A 16365-nucleotide genomic window follows, 5' to 3' on the forward strand; every position below is an offset into this window, starting at 1 on the left:
GACCGGCTCAGCCCTCTGCCCGGCCGCCGGGCAGGTCCTCCTCCCAGAACTCCCGCTCGCCCCGGGCCGTGAGGTTGTCGCCGTACGGGTGCCGGGAGTCCTCGGTGCCGCGCAGCTCGACCCGGCGGATCTTGCCGGAGATCGTCTTGGGCAGCTCCGCGAACTCGAGGCGGCGGATCCGCTTGTAGGGCGCGAGGTGCTCGCGGGCGTAGCCGAGGATGTCGGCGGCCGTCTGCGCCGTCGGCTCCCAGCCGGCGGCGAGGACGACGTACGCCTTCGGGACGGCCAGCCGCAGCGGGTCGGGCGAGGGGACGACGGCCGCCTCTGCGACCGCGGGGTGCTCGATGAGCACGCTCTCGAGCTCGAAGGGGCTGATCCGGTAGTCCGACGCCTTGAAGACGTCGTCGGCCCGCCCGACGTAGGTGATGTAGCCCTCGGCGTCCGCGACCGCGACGTCACCGGTGTGGTAGACGCCGTCCCGCATCGCCTCGGCGGTGCGGGCGTCGTCGTCCCGGTAGCCGACCATGAGCCCGAGCGGTCGGCCGTGGACCGGGGAGTCCAGGCGCAGGCACAGCTCGCCTTCCTGGCCCGGCCCGGTGCGGATCTCGCCGCTCAGCGGGTCGACGAGGACGACGTCGTAGCCGGGCAGCGGGCGGCCCATCGACCCGAGGACGACCGGCTGCCCCGGTGCGTTGCCGACCTGCGCCGTCGTCTCGGTCTGGCCGAACCCGTCGCGGACGGTCAGCCCCCACGCGCTGCGGACCTGCTCGATGACCTCGGGGTTGAGCGGCTCGCCGGCGCCGACGACCTCGCGCAGCGGGATCCGGCCCTTCCAGGCGCCGAGGTCGGCCTGCACGAGCATCCGCCACACCGTCGGCGGCGCGCAGAACGTCGTCACGCCGCACCGGGCCATCGTGTCCAGGAGCGGGCCTGCGGCGAACCGGGGCTGGTTGACGACGAGGACCGTGGCCTCGGCGTTCCAGGGCGCGAAGAGGTTGCTCCAGGCGTGCTTCGCCCAGCCGGGCGAGGAGATGTTGAGGTGCACGTCCCCGGGCTGCAGGCCGACCCAGAACATCGTCGCGAGGTGCCCGATCGGGTACGACGCGTGGGTGTGCTCGACGAGCTTGGGGGAGGCCGTCGTCCCCGACGTGAAGTAGAGCAGCAACGTGTCGGACGCCGCGGTGTCCGCCTGCGGCACCGGACGGCCCTCGTGGCCCTCGGCCTGCGCGTAGTCGAGCCAGCCCTCGACCGGCGCGCCGACGGCGATCGGCGTCCAGGCGCCGAGGAGCGCCTCGAACTTCGGGGCGTCCTCGCTGCGCGCGACGACGTGCCGGACCCGGCCGCGGTCGATCCGGTCCCGCAGGTCGGCGGGGGCCAGCAGCGTCGTCGCCGGGATGACGACGGCACCGAGCCGGATGCACGCGACGACGACCTCCCAGAGCTCGACCTGGTTGCCGAGCATGAGGAGCACCCGGTCGCCGGCACCGACGCCCTGCTCGGCGAGCCAGGCGGCGACCCGCCCGGAGCGGCGGGCGACGTCGGCGAAGGTGAGCTTCGTCTCCGCGCCGTCCGCGTCGACGACCCACAGCGCCGTCCGGGCCGAGACGACCGGGTCGGCCGCGAGCCGGTCGAGGTGGTCCCGGGCCCAGTTGAAGCGCTCCGGGCGCGGCCAGCGGAACTCGGCGGCCGCCCGCGGCTGGTCCTCCCGCAGGGCGAGCAGCAGGTCCCGGGCGGCACGGAACTCGTCCGCCGCGTGAACACCCGTCGTCGTCGACGTGGTCTCCGTCATAACGGACACCCTGCCAGGGCCTTCGGCCGCGCGGCCAGGGATGAGCGATCGGTAGTCTCCTTGACGTGCCCAACGGACCGGTCCCGCCTCCCGAGGACGACCCGCCGGTCGCGTACCCCGCGCACTGGGAGGCGGACGTCGTCCTGCGCGACGGCGGGACGGCGCACATGCGCCCGATCCGCCCGGACGACGCCGAGGCGCTCCAGCGCTTCCACCTCGCGCAGTCGCCGGAGTCGATCTACCTGCGGTTCTTCGCGCCCATGCCGCGGCTGTCGGACAAGGACCTGCACCGGTTCACCCACGTCGACCACCTCGACCGGGTGGCGTTCGTCTGCACCGTCGGCGGCGAGATCCTCGGCGTCGGCCGCTACGACCGGACCGAGCCCACCGAGGCCGAGGTCGCCTTCAACATCTCCGACCACCACCACGGCCGCGGCATCGGGTCGGTGCTCCTCGAGCACCTCGCGGCGGCCGCCCGGGAGAACGGCGTGCACCGCTTCGTCGCGGAGGTGCTGCCGCAGAACCGCAAGATGATGGCGGTCTTCCGGGACGCCGGGTACGAGGTCAAGCACGCCTTCGACGACGGCGTGATCTCCCTCGAGTTCGACATCGACCCGACCGAGAAGTCCCTGGCCGTCATGGAGTCCCGCGAGCACCGCGCCGAGGCGCGCTCGGTGCACGCGCTGCTCAACCCGCGCTCCGTCGTCCTCGTCGGGGCCAGCCGGCACGAGGGCACCGTCGGCCACAAGCTCCTCGCGGACATGCTCGCCGCCGACTTCACCGGCGCGCTGCACGTCGTCCACCCGGAGGCGGACGCCGTCCTCGGCGTCCCCGCGTTCCGGCGCCTCGCCGACGTCCCGCCGCCGGTGGACCTCGCGATCATCGCCGTCCCCGCCGCCGCCGTCGTCGAGGTCGTCGAGGAGTGCGCCGCGGTCGGCGTCCGGGGCCTCGTCGTCGTCTCGGCCGGGTTCGCGGAGACCGGCCCCGAGGGCCTGGAACGGCAGCGCGCGCTCGTCCGGGTCGCGCGCGAGCACGGCATGCGGGTCGTCGGCCCGAACTCGTGGGGCGTCATCAACGCCGACCCCGAGGTGCGGCTCAACGTCTCGCTCGCCTCGGTGCTGCCGACGCACGGCCGGTTCGGCCTCTTCAGCCAGTCCGGCGCGATCTCCGTCTCGGTGCTCGACGTCGCGCAGCAGCGCGGCGTGGGTCTGTCGACGTTCGTCTCCGCGGGCAACCGGGCGGACGTGTCCGGCAACGACTGCATGCAGTACTGGGAGGAGGACCCCGGCACCGACGTCGTGGGCCTCTACCTCGAGAGCGTCGGCAACCCGCGCAAGTTCTCCCGCATCGCCCGCCGGCTGTCGCGGACCAAGCCGGTCATCGTCGTGAAGTCGGGCGCCTCTCGGTTCAGCGCGACCCCGGGTCACGCCGTCCGGCCGAGCCGGGTGCCCAAGGCGGCGTTCAACGCGCTGCTGCGGCAGAGCGGCTGCATCCGGGTCGACAACGTCCGCCAGCTCTTCGACGTCGCCCAGCTCGTGCTCCACCAGCCGCTGCCGTCGGGCAGCTGCGTCGCGGTCGTCGCGAACAGCGAGGCGCTCGCCGCGCTCACCGCCGACGCCTGCGTCGCCCGCAAGCTGGACGTCGTCCACGGGCCGGTCGCGCTGCCGACGCTCGCGGGCCCGGAGGACTTCAGGACGGCGCTCGAGGCGGCCTTCGCCGACGAGGACGTCGACGCCGTCGTCACCGCCTTCATGCCGCCGGTCGCGACCCACGCCGCCGAGGTGGCGCGGGTGCTCGCCGAGACCTCCGCGAAGGCCCCGATCCCTGTCGTCGCCTCGTTCCTCGGGATGAGCGGCATCCACGAGCAGCTCTCCGCGGGCCGCGTCGTCCCGACCTACCAGACGCCCGAGGAGGCCGTCCGGGCGCTCGCCGCGGCGACGAAGTACGGCCAGTGGCGCCGCCGGGACGCCGGCCCCCGGGTCGACCCCGCGGGCCTGGACGTCGAGGGCGCGCGCACGTTCGTGGACGCCCTGCTCGCCCTCAACCCGGAGGGGCTCGAGCTCTCGCAGCAGCAGGCCGCCACCCTGCTCGGGTGCTACGGCGTCCGGCTCTGGCCGAGCATCCCGGTGACGACCGCCGAGGAGGCGGTCGCCGCCGCCATGGAGGTCGGGTTCCCGGTGGCGCTCAAGGCGACCGCGCCGCACCTGCGGCACCGGGTCGACCTCGGCGGCGTCCGCCTCGACATCGCCTCGGTCGGTGAGCTCTCCGAGACCTTCGTCCGCATGCGGGACACCCTCGGCCCGCTCGGCGGGGAGGACCTCGTCGTCCAGGCGATGGCCCCGACCGGCGTCGCGTGCGTCGTCCGCTCGGCCGAGGACCCGCTCTTCGGCCCGGTCGTCTCGTTCGGCCTCGCCGGCGACGCGACCGCCCTGCTCGGCGACTGGGCGCACCGGATCCCGCCGCTGTGCGAGCAGGACGTCGTCGACCTGGTCCGCACCGTGAAGGCGGCACCGAAGCTCTTCGGCCACCGCGGCGCCGGTGAGGCCGACGTCGACGCGCTCCACGACGTCCTCGCCCGGGTCTCCTGCCTCGCTCTCGACGTCCCCGAGATCGCCGAGCTCGACCTCAACCCGGTCGTCGCCGCCGACCGCGGTGCCGCCGTGCTCGGCGCGGTCATCCGGCTCGCACCCGACGAGGGGCGCACCGACGCCGGGGTGCGCGAGCTGACGACGGGCTGAGCCGGACGGCGCGGAGCGTCAGCCGTTGCGCGGTGCGGCGTTCCGCATCCGGATCGCGCTGAACCGGGCCCCGGCCGCGACGACGGCGTCGACGTACGGCCACAGGTCGGTCGTGAGGCGGAGCTCCACGCCTGCCTGCGCGAGCGCGGCGAGGCAGTCGTCGACCCGCCGGACGGCGCGGACGGCGGCCGGCCGGTCGCTGACCCAGTAGCCGGCCACGGGGTCGAGCAGGGTGAAGCCGGCCGGGTCGAGGTCGTGGACGAACAGCCCGGCACCGGTCAGCCGCGCCGCCCACGCGTGCTCGACGGTGACGACGCGCGCCGCGGGCGAGGCGAGGAGCGGCTGCGCGTCGTCCGCGGGCGTGGCCCAGCAGACCCGCGGGCAGTCGCGCGGCAGCAGGTAGTTCGCCAGCCGGTCGCCGTCGACGGCCCAGACCCAGCGGCGTCCCTCGTGCGGGGTGCCCGGCGGGGAGGGGCGTGGAGCGAGGAGCTCGAGCGGACCGGCGTCGCTGACGTGGTGGAGATCCGGCACGTCGGCCACGCTATCCGCCGTCCCTGCGGAGGTTCGTGCGGCGAGGTGCCGCGCGAACCTCCGCAGACCGGTGACCGTGTCAGACGACGGCGAGCGTGACCTCGATGTTGCCGCGGGTCGCGTTGCTGTACGGGCAGACCTGGTGGGCCTTCTCGAGCAGGTCCTGCGCGGCGGCCTTGTCGAGGTTCGGCGCGTGCAGGTCGAGCTCGACGGCGAGGCCGAAGCCGCCCGCACCGTTCGAGCCGATGGAGACCCGGGTCGTGATCTCGGTGCCGTCGACGTCGAGCTTGTCGCGGCGGGCGACGACCTTGACGGCCGAGTGGAAGCAGGCCGCGTAGCCGGCGGCGAAGAGCTGCTCGGGGTTCGTCGCGCCCCCGGGGCCGCCGAGGCCCGCGGGCATCCTCACGTCGGTGTCGACGAGGCCGTCGTCGGAGCGGACGTGGCCGTTGCGGCCGTCGCCGGTCGCGGTGGCCACGGCGGTGTAGAGGGCGTCCATGGGACTTCCTTTCGTTGGATTCTCAGAGGATCGTGCACAATTGGTCGAGCACGTGCGGTGCGGATGTTCGTGGGGGCGGGCGCAGGGCGAGGAGGTCGCGGTGGCGGGCAGGACGACGAGGCGTGGTGCGCGGGCCGCGGGGCAGGGGCCGGTGCTGGACGACCTCCTGTGCTTCTCGCTCTACACCGCGAGCCGCGCGGTGACGCGGGCGTACGGGCCGGTCCTCGCCGGGCTCGGGCTCACGTACCCGCAGTGGGTGACCATGGTCGCCCTGTGGGAGTCCGAGGAGCCGCTCGCGGTGGGGGAGCTGGGCCGCCGGCTGCACCTCGACAGCGGCACCCTCACGCCGCTGCTCAAGCGTCTGGAGGCCGACGGGCTCGTCACCCGCACCCGGGACCTCGTCGACGAGCGCCGGGTGCTCGTCGCCGTGACCCCCGCCGGCGCCGCGCTGCGCAAGGACGCGTGCGACGTCCCGGCGCGGATCGCGGAGGCGTTCGGCGGGGACGCCGCCGCGGTCCTGGCGCTCAAGCGTCAGCTCGATCAGCTCGTCGAGGTCGTCGAGTCGTCCTCGCCCGGCTGAGCCGACCGGGCGAGCAGCTCCTCGACGATCGGTGCGAGGTCGTCCGGGTCGGTGGCGGGCGCGAAGCGCCGCACCGTGACGCCGTCCGGCTCGACGAGGAACTTCGTGAAGTTCCACTTGACCGTCGACCCGAGCAGGCCCTTCGAGCGGGCCTTGAGGAACCGGAACACCGGGTGCGTGCCGCTGCCGTTGACGTCGACCTTCGTCGACAGCGGGAACGTCACGCCGAAGTTCACCCTGCACTCCTGCGCGATGACCTCGTCGGAGCCCGGCTCCTGGTGCGCGAACTGGTCGCACGGGAACCCGACGACGGCCAGCCCGCGGGGGCCGTACTCCTCGTGCAGCTTCTGCAGGGTCGCGTACTGGGGGGCGAACCCGCAGTGCCGCGCCGTGTTGACGACGAGCACGGGCCGCCCCGCGAACTGCGCGAACGAGACCTCCTCGCCGGTGTTCGACGTGTACGTCAGGTCCTGCAGGCTCGTTGGCTCGGACATGATTCGATTGTGCACGATCTAATTCGGGTCGGCAACCGCGCAGGGCGGCCGCCGGCCGGCCGGCTCAGCTCGTGGACGTGCGCAGCGCGCGACCCTCCGCGGCGGCGTCCCGCTGCTGCGCGGCGACGTCACCGATGGTGCGCTGGAACGCGTCGACCGCGGCGACGATCTCCTGGATCTCGCCGATGGCGCGGGTCGCGTGCCGGGTGTCCTGGAGGATCGCCTCGACCTTCTGGGCGATGTCGCCGGTCGCGCGCGACGTCTCGTTCGCCAGCTCCTTGACCTCGTTGGCGACGACGGCGAAGCCGCGCCCGGTGTCACCGGCGCGGGCGGCCTCGATGGTCGCGTTGAGCGCCAGGAGGTTCGTCTGGTCGGCGATCGAGGTGATGAACTGGACGACCTTGCCGATCTCGGAGCTGCTCTCGCCGAGCTTCTCGATGGCCGACGCGGTCGACTCGGCCGCGGTCACGGCGCTGCGCGCCGTCTGCGACATCTCGGTGCTCACGTGGGCGAGCTCGTCGGCGCTGGCGCTGAGCCGGTCGACGAAGCTCAGCGCGGACGTCGTGAGCGTCCGCTCGGCGTCGATGTCGAGCAGCGCGCCGGCGACCCGCACCGGGGTGCCGTCGGGCGCCCGGCGCGTGCTGCCGCTGGCCCGGAACCAGCGGTACTGGCCGTTCTTCAGCTGCAGCCGGTACTTCACGTCGTACGGGGTCCGGCCGCTGCGGTCGTTGAGGTGCGCGCCGAAGGCGTCGAGCACCCAGCCCGAGTCCTCCGGGTGCAACCGCGACGCCCAGCTGTCGAGGACGTTCGGGAAGTCGCTCGTGTCGCGGTAGCCGAGCATCGCGCGGAAGTGGTCCGACCACCAGAACTCGTTGTTCGGGTTGACCGGGTCGCCGGCGATCACGGACATGTCCCACAGGCCGATGTTCGAGGCGTCGATCATGAGCTCGTAGCGCTCGTTGACGAACGTCAGCTCCTCGCGCAGCGCCGACACCTCCGCCTCGAGCGCGGTGACGCGGTGGTCGTCGAGCGACGGCTGGGCCTCGGCCCTGGTGGCGAGGCCGGTCGTCGGGGTCGTCTCGCGGCGGAAGAACATGTGGGGCCTCTCCGGAACGGGGCAGGTCGGGCTGCGTCCGCCCTTCATCGGCGGCCGCGGGCGGTGACTGAAGCCACCGCCCGCGGCACGCCGACGGCCTCTTCCCTGCGGGCGCGTCCCGCGCTACGCGCCGTCCCCGCGCGGCGCGAGGTCGGCGAGGACGGCGAACGCGTCGCCGTCCCGCAACTCCAGCGTCCCGTCGCCGACGCCCGCGGCGGCCCGGACGTCGCCTTCCGCGAGCCGCAGCGCGGCGAGCCGTCGCGGGGTGTCCGTGACGACGAGCCGGACGACGGGGGTCTTCGCCGAGCGCTTCGCCTCGCTCTTCACCCGCCGGGCGGCGACGAGCACGTCGGTGGCCACCTCGACGACGAGCGGGTCGGCCGCCGCGTCGGCGGCGTGTGCGCCGGCCGGCCAGGCGGCCCGGTGCACCGAGCCCTGCTGCCACCACGACCAGACCTCCTCGGTCGCGTAGGGCAGGAACGGCGCGAGCAGCCGGACGAGCACCGACAGCCCGGTGCGCAGCGCGACGACCGCCGAGCGCGCGCCCGCCGGGTCGGTCCCCGCCGCGTACACCCGCCCCTTGACGAGCTCGAGGTGGTCGTCGCAGAACGACCAGAAGAACGCCTCCGTCACCGCGAGCGCCCGGGTGTAGTCGTAGGCCTCGAACGCGACCGTGGCCTCGGCCACGACGGCGTCGAGCGCCGCGAGCATCGCGCGGTCGAGCGGGTGCGTCACGGCCGCCCCCGGGTCGCCGGAACCGCCGGCCGCGCCGTCCGGGACCGGTTGCAGCAGAACGAAACGCGCGGCGTTGAGCAGCTTGGTCGCCAGCCGCCGGCCGACCTTCATCTGGCCCTCGTCGAAGGTCGTGTCCGTGCCCGGCCGGCCCTTGGCGGCCCAGTACCGCACGGCGTCCGCGCCGAACCGCTCGAGCAGGTGCAGGGGCGTGACGACGTTGCCCACGGACTTCGACATCTTCTTCCGGTCCGGGTCCATGACCCACCCGGAGATCTGCGCCGTCCGCCACGGCAGGCTGTCGTGCTCGGAGAGCCCCCGCAGCACCGTGTAGAAGAGCCAGGTCCGGATGATCTCGTGGGCCTGGGGGCGCAGGTCCATGGGGAAGACCCGGGCGAACAGGTCCGGGTCGTCGAGCCGGCCACCGGCGATCTGCGGCGACAGGGACGACGTCGCCCACGTGTCGAGGACGTCCGGGTCGGCGGCGAACCCGCCGGGCGCGCCGCGCTGCTCCACCGTGTACCCGTCGGGGACGTCCGTCGAGGGGTCGACCGGCAGCCGGTCGGCGGACGGCGTGAGCGGGTGCGCGTGGTCGGGCTCGCCGTCGGCGTCGAGCGGGTACCAGACCGGCACCGGCACGCCGAAGAACCGCTGCCGGCTCACGAGCCAGTCGCCCGCGAGCCCGCGGACCCAGTCGTCGTACCGCGCCTTCATGAACGGCGGGACCCAGTGCAGGTCGGCGCCGGCGCGCAGCAGGTCGTCCTGCCGGTCCAGCAGCCGCAGGAACCACTGCCGGCTCGTGACGATCTCCAGCGGCCGGTCGCCCCGCTCGTAGAACTTCACCGGGTGCGTGATCGGGCGCGGTTCGCCGAGCAGGTCCCCGGACGCCCGGAGCAGGTCGACGACCCGCTCGCGCGCCGTGTGCAGGGTCGCCCCGGCGAGGGTCTGCCACGCCGCGTCGTCCCGGACGCCGTCCGGCGGTGCGGTGGCGACCCGGCCCTCCCGGGTGACGACCGCGCGCACGGGCAGCCGCAGGTCCCGCCACCACACGACGTCGGTGAGGTCGCCGAAGGTGCAGACCATCGCGGCGCCGGTGCCCTTGTCACGCTCGGCGAGCGGGTGCGCGAGGACGGGCACCCGGACGCCGAACACCGGCGTCGTCACGTGCCCGCCGACGAGCCCGGCGTACCGCTCGTCGTCCGGGTGGACGACGACCGCGACGCACGCGGGCAGCAGCTCGGGGCGCGTCGTGTCGACCTCGAGTGCGGCCGGAACGTCATGGGCCGCAACGGGTCCGGTGTCCGGTGCGGCGGCGAACCGCAGCCGGTGGTAGGCGCCGGGGCGCTCGCGGTCCTCGAGCTCGGCCTGCGCGACGGCCGTGGCGAAGGTGACGTCCCACAGCGTCGGGGCCTCGGCGGTGTACGCGTCGCCCCGGGCGAGCGCGTCGAGGAAGGCCGTCTGCGCGGCACGCCGGGCCGGGGCCCCGATCGTCGTGTAGGTGCGGGTCCAGTCGACGGACAGCCCGAGGCGGCGCCACAGCTCCTCGAACGCCTGCTCGTCCTGGGCGGTGAGGCGCAGGCAGAGCTCGACGAACGTCGGGCGGGACACCGGGGTCTTCGGCGCCCCGGGGCGCGGCGGCGCGGCGGGTGGGACGAACCCGGGGTCGTACGGCAGCGACGGGTCGCACCGGACGCCGAAGTGGTTCTCGACGCGACGCTCGGTCGGCAGACCGTTGTCGTCCCAGCCCATCGGGTAGAAGACCTCGGCGCCGCGCATCCGGCGGTAGCGCGCGACGAGATCGGTCTGGGTGTACGAGAAGACGTGCCCGACGTGGAGCGACCCGCTCACCGTGGGCGGCGGGGTGTCGATCGAGAAGATCTCGTCGCGGCTGCGGCTGCGGTCGAAGCGGTAGGTGCCGTCGGCCTCCCAGCGGGCGCCCCAGCGGGCCTCGAGGCCGTCGAGGGAGGGGCGCTCGGGGAGCGCGCCGGGAGTCGTCCCGGTGGTCGGTTCAGGGGTCGGCTCAGAGGTCGGTTGAGGGGTCGGTTCAGGGGTCGGTTCGGTGGTCGGTTCCGTGGTCACTGCGGGCTCCTGGCGGACGTGCCGCGGTGCGCGCTCGTGGCGGCGTCGCGGACGGGTGACGGGGGAGTCGTCCGGCGCCCGCACGCGACGTTGTGTCGCGTCGTCCGGGTGGTTCTCGGGGGACCGGGCGCGGCTGGTCGCCGACTGGCCCGGTCCGCGGGCGCCTCAGCCGGCTACTCGGACCGACGCGGTCTGCGTCGCCAGGGTCGCGAAGGGGCTGCTCACCCCTCGACGGTAGCGCGCCGGCCGGTCGGGCGCCGCCCGGTTACGGCGCGTTCCGCCGCGCGGACCGGGGGAGCCCGCGATCTGCGAGGATGTGGGGGTGCGTGAGCGACACGGGACGCCCCTGAGCCAGGCCTCGGCAGGACTGCCGCGCGGCCTGCGGGCCGACGTCGAACGGGCCGGGTACTACCCCTCGATCGTCTGCGACGTCCTCGACGTCGCGGTGGCGGGGGAGGAGACCCAGGCCTACCTCGTCTACCCGGAGACGACGTTCGACCGCGACGAGGTGCGCCGGCACGTCACCGTCCTCGTCCTCACCCCGACCCGGCTCGTCGTCGCGCACGCCGACGACCACGAGCCGGACGCCTTGAGCCCCGAGCCCTACGCGTCGGCGTCGACCGAGGCCGTGCCGCTGCACGCCGTCCAGTCGGTCGTCCTCAGCCATGCGGTGGCCCGCCCCGAGAAGCACCGCCCGGGTGCGGCGCCGCGCGAGCTGACGCTCACCGTGAGCTGGGGCGTCGTCGCCCGGCTCGACCTCGAGCCCGCCACGTGCGGTGACCCCGAGTGCGACGCCGACCACGGCTACACCGGCACGACGACCGCGGAGGACATCTCCGTGCGGATCTCCGCGGACGCCGAGGGGGCCGAGGCCGTGACCGCAGCCCTGGCATTCGCCCGCGCGCTGTCCGCGGCGACCGTCCGTCGGTGACCGGCGGCGCCACCGCCCCCGGACCCACCACCGCAGGGCTCACCGGCCCGGTCGACCTGACCGGCCACCCGGCCGTCGCCGGCACCCTCGCGGACGTCATGCCCGCGGTGGCCGCGGCGGTCGGCGTCCGGGCCGGACCGACGGCCGAGGACCCGCTCGGCGGCGACCGGCCCGGCCCGGCGGTCGTCCTGCCACCGGCGCGCAACGCCGTCGTCGTCCTCGTCGACGGGCTCGGCGACCTGCTGCTGGCCCGCCGCGGCGGGCACGCGCCGTTCCTGCGCCGGCTGCGCGCCGGGGCCGGGGCCTCGACGCTGACCTCGGGGTTCCCGAGCACGACGGCCACGAGCATGGCGATGCTCGGCACCGGGACGCTCCCGGGCAGCCACGGCCTCGTCGGGCTCGAGGTGCTCGACCCCGCGCGCGACGTCCTCTTCAACGAGCTCGCCTGGGACCCGCAGGTGGACCCGCGGCGCTGGCAGCCCCTGCCCACGGTCTTCGAGGAGCTCGCCGGGGCGGGGCACGACGTGGTCCGGATCGGTCCCGCGTACTTCGACGGCTCCGGGCTCACCGAGGCCGCGCTGCGCGGCGGCCGCTTCGTCGCCGCGGCGTCCCTCGAGGACCGGGTCGAGGCGACGCTGGCCGCGGTCCGGCGGGCCCCGCGCACCGGGCCCGGGGTCGTCGTCTACCTCTACTGGGGCGAGCTCGACAAGACCGGGCACGTCCACGGCAGCGACTCGTTCGAGTGGGGAGAGGAGCTCACTGCCGTGGACGGCGCCGTCCGCAGCCTCGTCGCCCGGCTGCGCTCCGACACGCTCGTCGTCGTCACCGCCGACCACGGGATGGTCGACATCCCCTTCGAGAGCCGGGTCGACCTCGCGAAGGACGCCGAGCTCGCCGCGGGCGTCCGGCACGTCGGCGGCGAGGCGCGCTCGGTCCAGCTCTACTGCCGGCCCGGCGCGGCGGCGGACGTCGCCGCGACCTGGCGGGCCCGCCTCGGCGACCGGGCGACCGTCCTGCTGCGCGAGGAAGCCGTCGCGGCCGGCTGGTTCGGGCCGGTCGAGGAGCGCGTGCTGCCGCGGATCGGCGACGTCGTCACCTCGATGCGCGGTGACCTCGCGGTCGTCGACTCCCGGACGGCGCGTCCGGAGATCCTGCGCCTGCTCGGCCTGCACGGCGCCCGCACTCCCGACGAGGCCCTCGTGCCGCTCGTCGTCACGCACGGCACCGGGAGGTAGGACCGTTGGCGGAGCTCGTCTTCTTCTCCGGGACGATGGACTGCGGCAAGTCCACGCTCGCCCTCCAGCTCGCCCACAACCGGGCGGCGCGCGGGCTCGCCGGGATGACGTACACCCGGCACGACCGGGCGGGCGCGAACGTCCTGTCGAGCCGGCTCGGGCTCAAGGCGGACGCCGTCGAGGTCACCGACGGGCTCGACCTGTGGGACGACGTCACCGCACGGCGGATGCACGGCGACCGGGTCGACTTCCTCGTGTGCGACGAGGCGCAGTTCTACACCCCGGAGCAGGTGGAGCAGCTCGCCCGGGTCGTCGACGAGCTCGGGGTCGACGTCTTCGCGTTCGGCATCACGGCGGACTTCCGGACCCGGCTGTTCCCCGGCTCGCAGCGGCTCGTCGAGCTGGCCGACCGGGTCGAGCTGCTCCAGGTCGAGGCGCTGTGCTGGTGCGGCGCCCGGGCGACGCACAACGCCCGGACCGTCGGCGGGCACATGGTCGTCGAGGGCGAGCAGGTCGTCGTCGGGGACGTCAACGCCTCCCAGGCGGAGGGCGGCGAGACCTTCGCGTCCGGGCTGGACGCCGAGGCCTCGGACGCGGGGGCGGTCGGGTACGAGACCCTCTGCCGCAAGCATCACATGCGCCGGCTCAGCGCGGCCGACGCCCGGGCCGCGGCGCTCTCGCCGGAGGTGCTCCCGCTGGGGCTCGACGAGGTCGACCTCGCGGCCGTCGAGCGGCTGGAGACGCTGCGCCTGTTCGACTGAGACGGCCGGCCCGGCCCGAGCGACCCGGCGGCCGGCGCCGGGAGGTCAACGGATCGTGACCTCGACCGTCCGGGTCGTCGGCAGCGGCCCGCTGCCGCCGGGGGTGCACGTGAGCAGCGTGTACGTCACGGTGAAGCGCCCGGCCCGGGCGTACGTGTGGCGCCGGGTGTCGGTGAAGGACAGCGTGCCCGCGGGGGCGGCGGGGTCGCAGCGGACGCCGGCCCCCGGGGAGTCGTCGAGGGTGCCGTCACCGAAGTCGACCTCGACGCCCACCACCGCCGCGTGCGCCGACGTCCGGCCGGTGCCCGGGTCGACGCCCCGGGGCGCCGTCCCGTAGGCGGTGGCCGAGACCTCGACGACCCGGTCGCCGCCGGGGGAGGCCTCGCGCAGCCCGAGGGCGACGCCGTCCGCGGCCGTCGGCGGCTCGCTCACCCGGACGACGAGGTCGCGGGACGTCGTCCTGGCCTGCGCCGACCCGTTGGCGCAGGTGCTCAACGAGTACGTCAGCGTGTAGCGCCCCGGCCGGGCGTACGAGTGCCGCAGGACGCTGCCGACGGCGAGCACCCCGAGCGGTGCCCCCTTCGTGCACACGGTCGTCGCGGACGCCGCGCCGTCCAGGTGGTTCTCCTGGGTCCCGTCGCCGAAGTCCACGTGCACGGCCTGGATCCCGGCGTCCGGGGTGAGCCCGCCCGTCGCCGCGTCGAGCCCGCGCGGGGCGAAGCCGGACGCCGTCGCCGCCACCTCGACGGCCGCGTCGCCGGGTCGTGAGCGCAGCGCGAGGGCGAGCCGCACGGTCCGCCGGGCGCCGGCCGGGACGGGCGTGCCGGACGCCACCGCAGCGGTCGTCGGGGACGGCGCCGCGGCGGACGCGGACGGCGTGCTCCCGGCCGCCACCGCGACGACCGCGGGTGCCGGGGCGGCGTCGCCGGGCGGCGGTGCCGGGGCCGTCGTCGTGGTGCCGGCACCGCCCGCGGGGCGGCCGCCGGGGAACACGTCGGCGGCCCCGCCGAGCAGGGCCGCGACGACGAGCAGGCCCGCGACGGCCGCGGTGGCGAGCCGCGGGTCGTCGCCGCGCAGGCGGGTCATGACGGCCTTCCGGTCGTGGTGGACGCAGCGATCGTGGTGCATCGCGCCCGTGCGGAGGCCTTGCACGGCAAGGGATCGGCCCAACGTAGGGGCGGGCACCCCGCACCTGGGGGGTGCGGGCCGCTCGCGGACCGCGAACCCGGGCGGCGGAGCGGGCCTTCCGCGGGGCGGACCGGCGGCCTAGCGTGGCTCCATGAGCCTGCCGCACCTGGACCCGGACGCCGGCGAGCCGGACATCACCGACCCGGACGCCCTCCGCCTGCACCGGATGCGCCGCCTGGCGCTCGCCTACCGGATCTTCGGGGCGCTGCGCTGGGGGTCCCTCGGGGACGGCCACATCTCGGCCCGTGACCCCGAGCGCCCCGACCACTTCTGGCTCGCCCGCTACGGCGTCCCGTTCGGCGGCATGACGATCCACGACCTCGTGCTCGTCGCGCCGGACGGCTCCGTCGTCGAGGGCGAGGGGTACATCAACGTCGCCGCCTACAACATCCACTGGCCCGTGCACGAGGCGCGCGCGGACGTCGTGAGCGCGGCCCACACCCACACGCCCTACGGGACGCCCTTCGCGGCGCTCGTCGAGCCGTTGCGGCCGATCTCCCAGGAGGCGTGCGCCTTCTTCGAGGACCACGCGGTCTTCGACGACGACGAGGTGAACATCGTGTCGACGGACGGCGGCAAGCGGATCGCGCAGGCGCTCGGCCCGCACCGCGCCGTCCTGCTGCGCAACCACGGCACGCTCACCGTCGGCGGCTCGGTCGACGAGTGCGTCGGCTGGTACGTCATGCTCGAGCGGACGTGCGAGGTGCACGTGAAGACGCCGCAGGCGATCCCCATCGGTGACGAGGCCGCGCGCCGCGCCAAGGAGTCCGTCGGCACCGTCGTCGCCGGCTGGCAGGTCTTCCAGTGGCTCCTGCGCCAGCACGTGCCGGACCCGTCGGTCGTCGGCTGACGCAGGAGCACCGGCGGGCGGTCAGCGGACGACGACCTGCAGTCGCGTGGTCGTGGGCCGGTCGGTGTCGGTGCCGGGCACGCACGAGCGGACCGTGTAGGTGAGCGTGTACGTGCCGGGCGCGTCGTACGTGTGGGACAGCGTGTCGGCGAGGTCGACCTTCGTGAGCGGCGTCCCGGCGGAGCAGGTCGCCGTGCCCGGGTCGGAGCCGTCGCCCGTGCCGTCCCCGAAGTCGACGACCCGACCCATGAGCCACGCCTCGGGGCCGGTGTTCAGCTCGACGGTGCTGCCGTCGACGGTCATCGGCACGGTGCCGCGGGTGCGGGCGGCGACGGTCACGGCCCGCTCGCCGGGGGCGGAGGTCAGCCGCAGCGCCGTGACCGGGGCGGCGGCCGCCGGCCCCTGCGTGACGACGACCTTCAGCGAGCGTGTCGTCGGCGTCGTCACGTCGTCCTTCCCCGGCACGCAGGTCCGCACGGTGTACGTCAGCGTGTAGGTGCCGGGCCCGGCGTACGTGTGCCGCAGGGTGTTCGGGAAGCGGAACCGCCGCAGCGGCGTCCCCTCGGCGCAGACCGCGGTGCCGGGGTCCGCCCCGTCCTTCGCACCGTCGCCGAAGTCGACGACGACCCCCTGGACCGGCGACTCCGGGTCGGTGTTCAGGCTGCCCAGTGCACCGTCGAGGGTGAGCGGCGCCGTCCCGCTCGTGAGCGCCGACACGACGACCGACCGCGCGCCGGCGGCCGACGTGAGGCGCAGCGTCGTGGCCACCGAGGCCTTCGCGGGCCGCGCCGCCGCCGGCGCCGCGGCCCGGACGGACGGTTCCGCGGCCTTCGCGGACCGGGTCGACGAGGCCGGGCCCGGCCCG

At 75.0% G+C, this 16365-nt stretch carries 14 protein-coding genes and 1 pseudogene; 6 read left to right on the plus strand and 9 right to left on the minus strand.

Going from position 1 to position 16365, the window contains the following annotated elements; all coding sequences use genetic code 11:
- Positions 1-7 precede the first annotated feature (7 nt).
- The gene (locus tag ECOMGDLI_RS04615) at positions 8-1789 is read right to left on the minus strand and encodes an AMP-binding protein (protein ID WP_088314348.1); all 1782 of its coding nucleotides are present in this window, start codon (positions 1787-1789) and stop codon (positions 8-10) included.
- A gap of 65 nt (positions 1790-1854) precedes the next feature.
- Here ECOMGDLI_RS04615 and ECOMGDLI_RS04620 point away from each other — a divergent pair, with 65 nt between their 5' ends.
- Positions 1855-4527, plus strand: a complete 2673-nt coding sequence (locus tag ECOMGDLI_RS04620; RefSeq protein ID WP_233153313.1) for a bifunctional GNAT family N-acetyltransferase/acetate--CoA ligase family protein — start codon at positions 1855-1857, stop codon at positions 4525-4527.
- Between the two features lie 18 nt (positions 4528-4545).
- Here ECOMGDLI_RS04620 and ECOMGDLI_RS04625 read toward each other — a convergent pair whose 3' ends face one another.
- Together ECOMGDLI_RS04625 and ECOMGDLI_RS04630 are read right to left on the minus strand one after the other, a co-directional pair.
- Entirely contained in the window at positions 4546-5058 is a 513-nt protein-coding gene (locus tag ECOMGDLI_RS04625) for a DUF6886 family protein (protein WP_143447511.1), read from the minus strand.
- A gap of 79 nt (positions 5059-5137) precedes the next feature.
- Positions 5138-5554, minus strand: coding sequence for an organic hydroperoxide resistance protein (locus ECOMGDLI_RS04630; protein WP_088314354.1), 417 nt, complete (start codon positions 5552-5554; stop codon positions 5138-5140).
- 151 nt (positions 5555-5705) lie between these two features.
- On the opposite strand from ECOMGDLI_RS04630, the gene ECOMGDLI_RS04635 reads away from it, so the two are divergent.
- Positions 5706-6134 carry a MarR family winged helix-turn-helix transcriptional regulator gene (locus ECOMGDLI_RS04635; protein ID WP_233153314.1) on the plus strand — a complete coding sequence of 143 codons (429 nt, stop codon included), beginning with the start codon at positions 5706-5708 and terminating at the stop codon, positions 6132-6134.
- On the opposite strand, the gene ECOMGDLI_RS04640 is transcribed toward ECOMGDLI_RS04635, so the two are convergent.
- The 4 genes and pseudogenes from ECOMGDLI_RS04640 to valS form a co-directional block, all read right to left on the minus strand.
- The gene (locus ECOMGDLI_RS04640) at positions 6095-6628 is read right to left on the minus strand and encodes a glutathione peroxidase (RefSeq protein ID WP_088314360.1); all 534 of its coding nucleotides are present in this window, start codon (positions 6626-6628) and stop codon (positions 6095-6097) included. The two genes, ECOMGDLI_RS04635 and ECOMGDLI_RS04640, sit on opposite strands and share 40 nt — an antisense overlap.
- 64 nt (positions 6629-6692) lie before the next feature.
- A complete protein-coding gene (locus ECOMGDLI_RS36670) occupies positions 6693-7121 on the minus strand; it encodes a methyl-accepting chemotaxis protein (protein WP_369812713.1) in 429 nt (142 codons plus the stop codon).
- A 114-nt stretch (positions 7122-7235) separates the two neighbouring features.
- A pseudogene (locus ECOMGDLI_RS36675) lies at positions 7236-7772 on the minus strand (PAS domain-containing protein); the annotation flags it as partial.
- 75 nt (positions 7773-7847) lie between these two features.
- On the minus strand, positions 7848-10535 hold the full coding sequence (gene valS / locus ECOMGDLI_RS04650; RefSeq protein WP_088314365.1) for a valine--tRNA ligase: 2688 nt from the start codon (positions 10533-10535) through the stop codon (positions 7848-7850).
- Between the two features lie 322 nt (positions 10536-10857).
- On the opposite strand from valS, the gene ECOMGDLI_RS04655 reads away from it, so the two are divergent.
- The 3 genes from ECOMGDLI_RS04655 to ECOMGDLI_RS04665 are packed head-to-tail and all read left to right on the plus strand — an operon-like array spanning position 10858 to position 13462.
- Positions 10858-11466 (plus strand): DUF5998 family protein, encoded by a 609-nt coding sequence (locus tag ECOMGDLI_RS04655; RefSeq protein ID WP_198954548.1) that lies wholly within the window; start codon positions 10858-10860, stop codon positions 11464-11466.
- Entirely contained in the window at positions 11463-12701 is a 1239-nt protein-coding gene (locus ECOMGDLI_RS04660; protein ID WP_233153315.1) for an alkaline phosphatase family protein, read from the plus strand. Before ECOMGDLI_RS04655 ends, ECOMGDLI_RS04660 begins: the two co-directional genes overlap by 4 nt.
- 5 nt (positions 12702-12706) lie before the next feature.
- A complete protein-coding gene (locus ECOMGDLI_RS04665) occupies positions 12707-13462 on the plus strand; it encodes a thymidine kinase (protein WP_088314368.1) in 756 nt (251 codons plus the stop codon).
- A gap of 45 nt (positions 13463-13507) precedes the next feature.
- Here ECOMGDLI_RS04665 and ECOMGDLI_RS04670 read toward each other — a convergent pair whose 3' ends face one another.
- Positions 13508-14548, minus strand: a complete 1041-nt coding sequence (locus tag ECOMGDLI_RS04670) for a PKD domain-containing protein (protein WP_143447513.1) — start codon at positions 14546-14548, stop codon at positions 13508-13510.
- Between the two features lie 193 nt (positions 14549-14741).
- On the opposite strand from ECOMGDLI_RS04670, the gene ECOMGDLI_RS04675 reads away from it, so the two are divergent.
- Positions 14742-15500, plus strand: coding sequence for a class II aldolase/adducin family protein (locus ECOMGDLI_RS04675; RefSeq protein WP_088314374.1), 759 nt, complete (start codon positions 14742-14744; stop codon positions 15498-15500).
- Between the two features lie 21 nt (positions 15501-15521).
- Here the strand turns inward: ECOMGDLI_RS04675 and ECOMGDLI_RS34455 are convergent, their stop codons facing one another.
- Positions 15522-16268: a hypothetical protein gene (locus ECOMGDLI_RS34455; protein WP_233153316.1), complete on the minus strand. Its 747-nt coding sequence runs from the start codon at positions 16266-16268 to the stop codon at positions 15522-15524.
- Positions 16269-16365 lie beyond the last annotated feature (97 nt).

This window comes from Kineosporia sp. R_H_3 (assembly GCF_002198675.1).
Classification (GTDB): Bacteria; Actinomycetota; Actinomycetes; order Actinomycetales; family Kineosporiaceae; genus R-H-3.

Bases quoted from the DNA above. Each gene is read 5' to 3' on its own strand.
- ECOMGDLI_RS04615 (WP_088314348.1), bottom strand. From the start codon at position 1,789: ATGACGGAGACCACGTCGACGACGACGGGTGTTCACGCGGCGGACGAG.
- ECOMGDLI_RS04630 (WP_088314354.1), bottom strand. From the start codon at position 5,554: ATGGACGCCCTCTACACCGCCGTGGCCACCGCGACCGGCGACGGCCGC.
- ECOMGDLI_RS04640 (WP_088314360.1), bottom strand. From the start codon at position 6,628: ATGTCCGAGCCAACGAGCCTGCAGGACCTGACGTACACGTCGAACACC.
- ECOMGDLI_RS36670 (WP_369812713.1), bottom strand. From the start codon at position 7,121: ATGTCGCAGACGGCGCGCAGCGCCGTGACCGCGGCCGAGTCGACCGCG.
- ECOMGDLI_RS04670 (WP_143447513.1), bottom strand. From the start codon at position 14,548: ATGACCCGCCTGCGCGGCGACGACCCGCGGCTCGCCACCGCGGCCGTC.
- ECOMGDLI_RS04675 (WP_088314374.1), top strand. From the start codon at position 14,742: ATGAGCCTGCCGCACCTGGACCCGGACGCCGGCGAGCCGGACATCACC.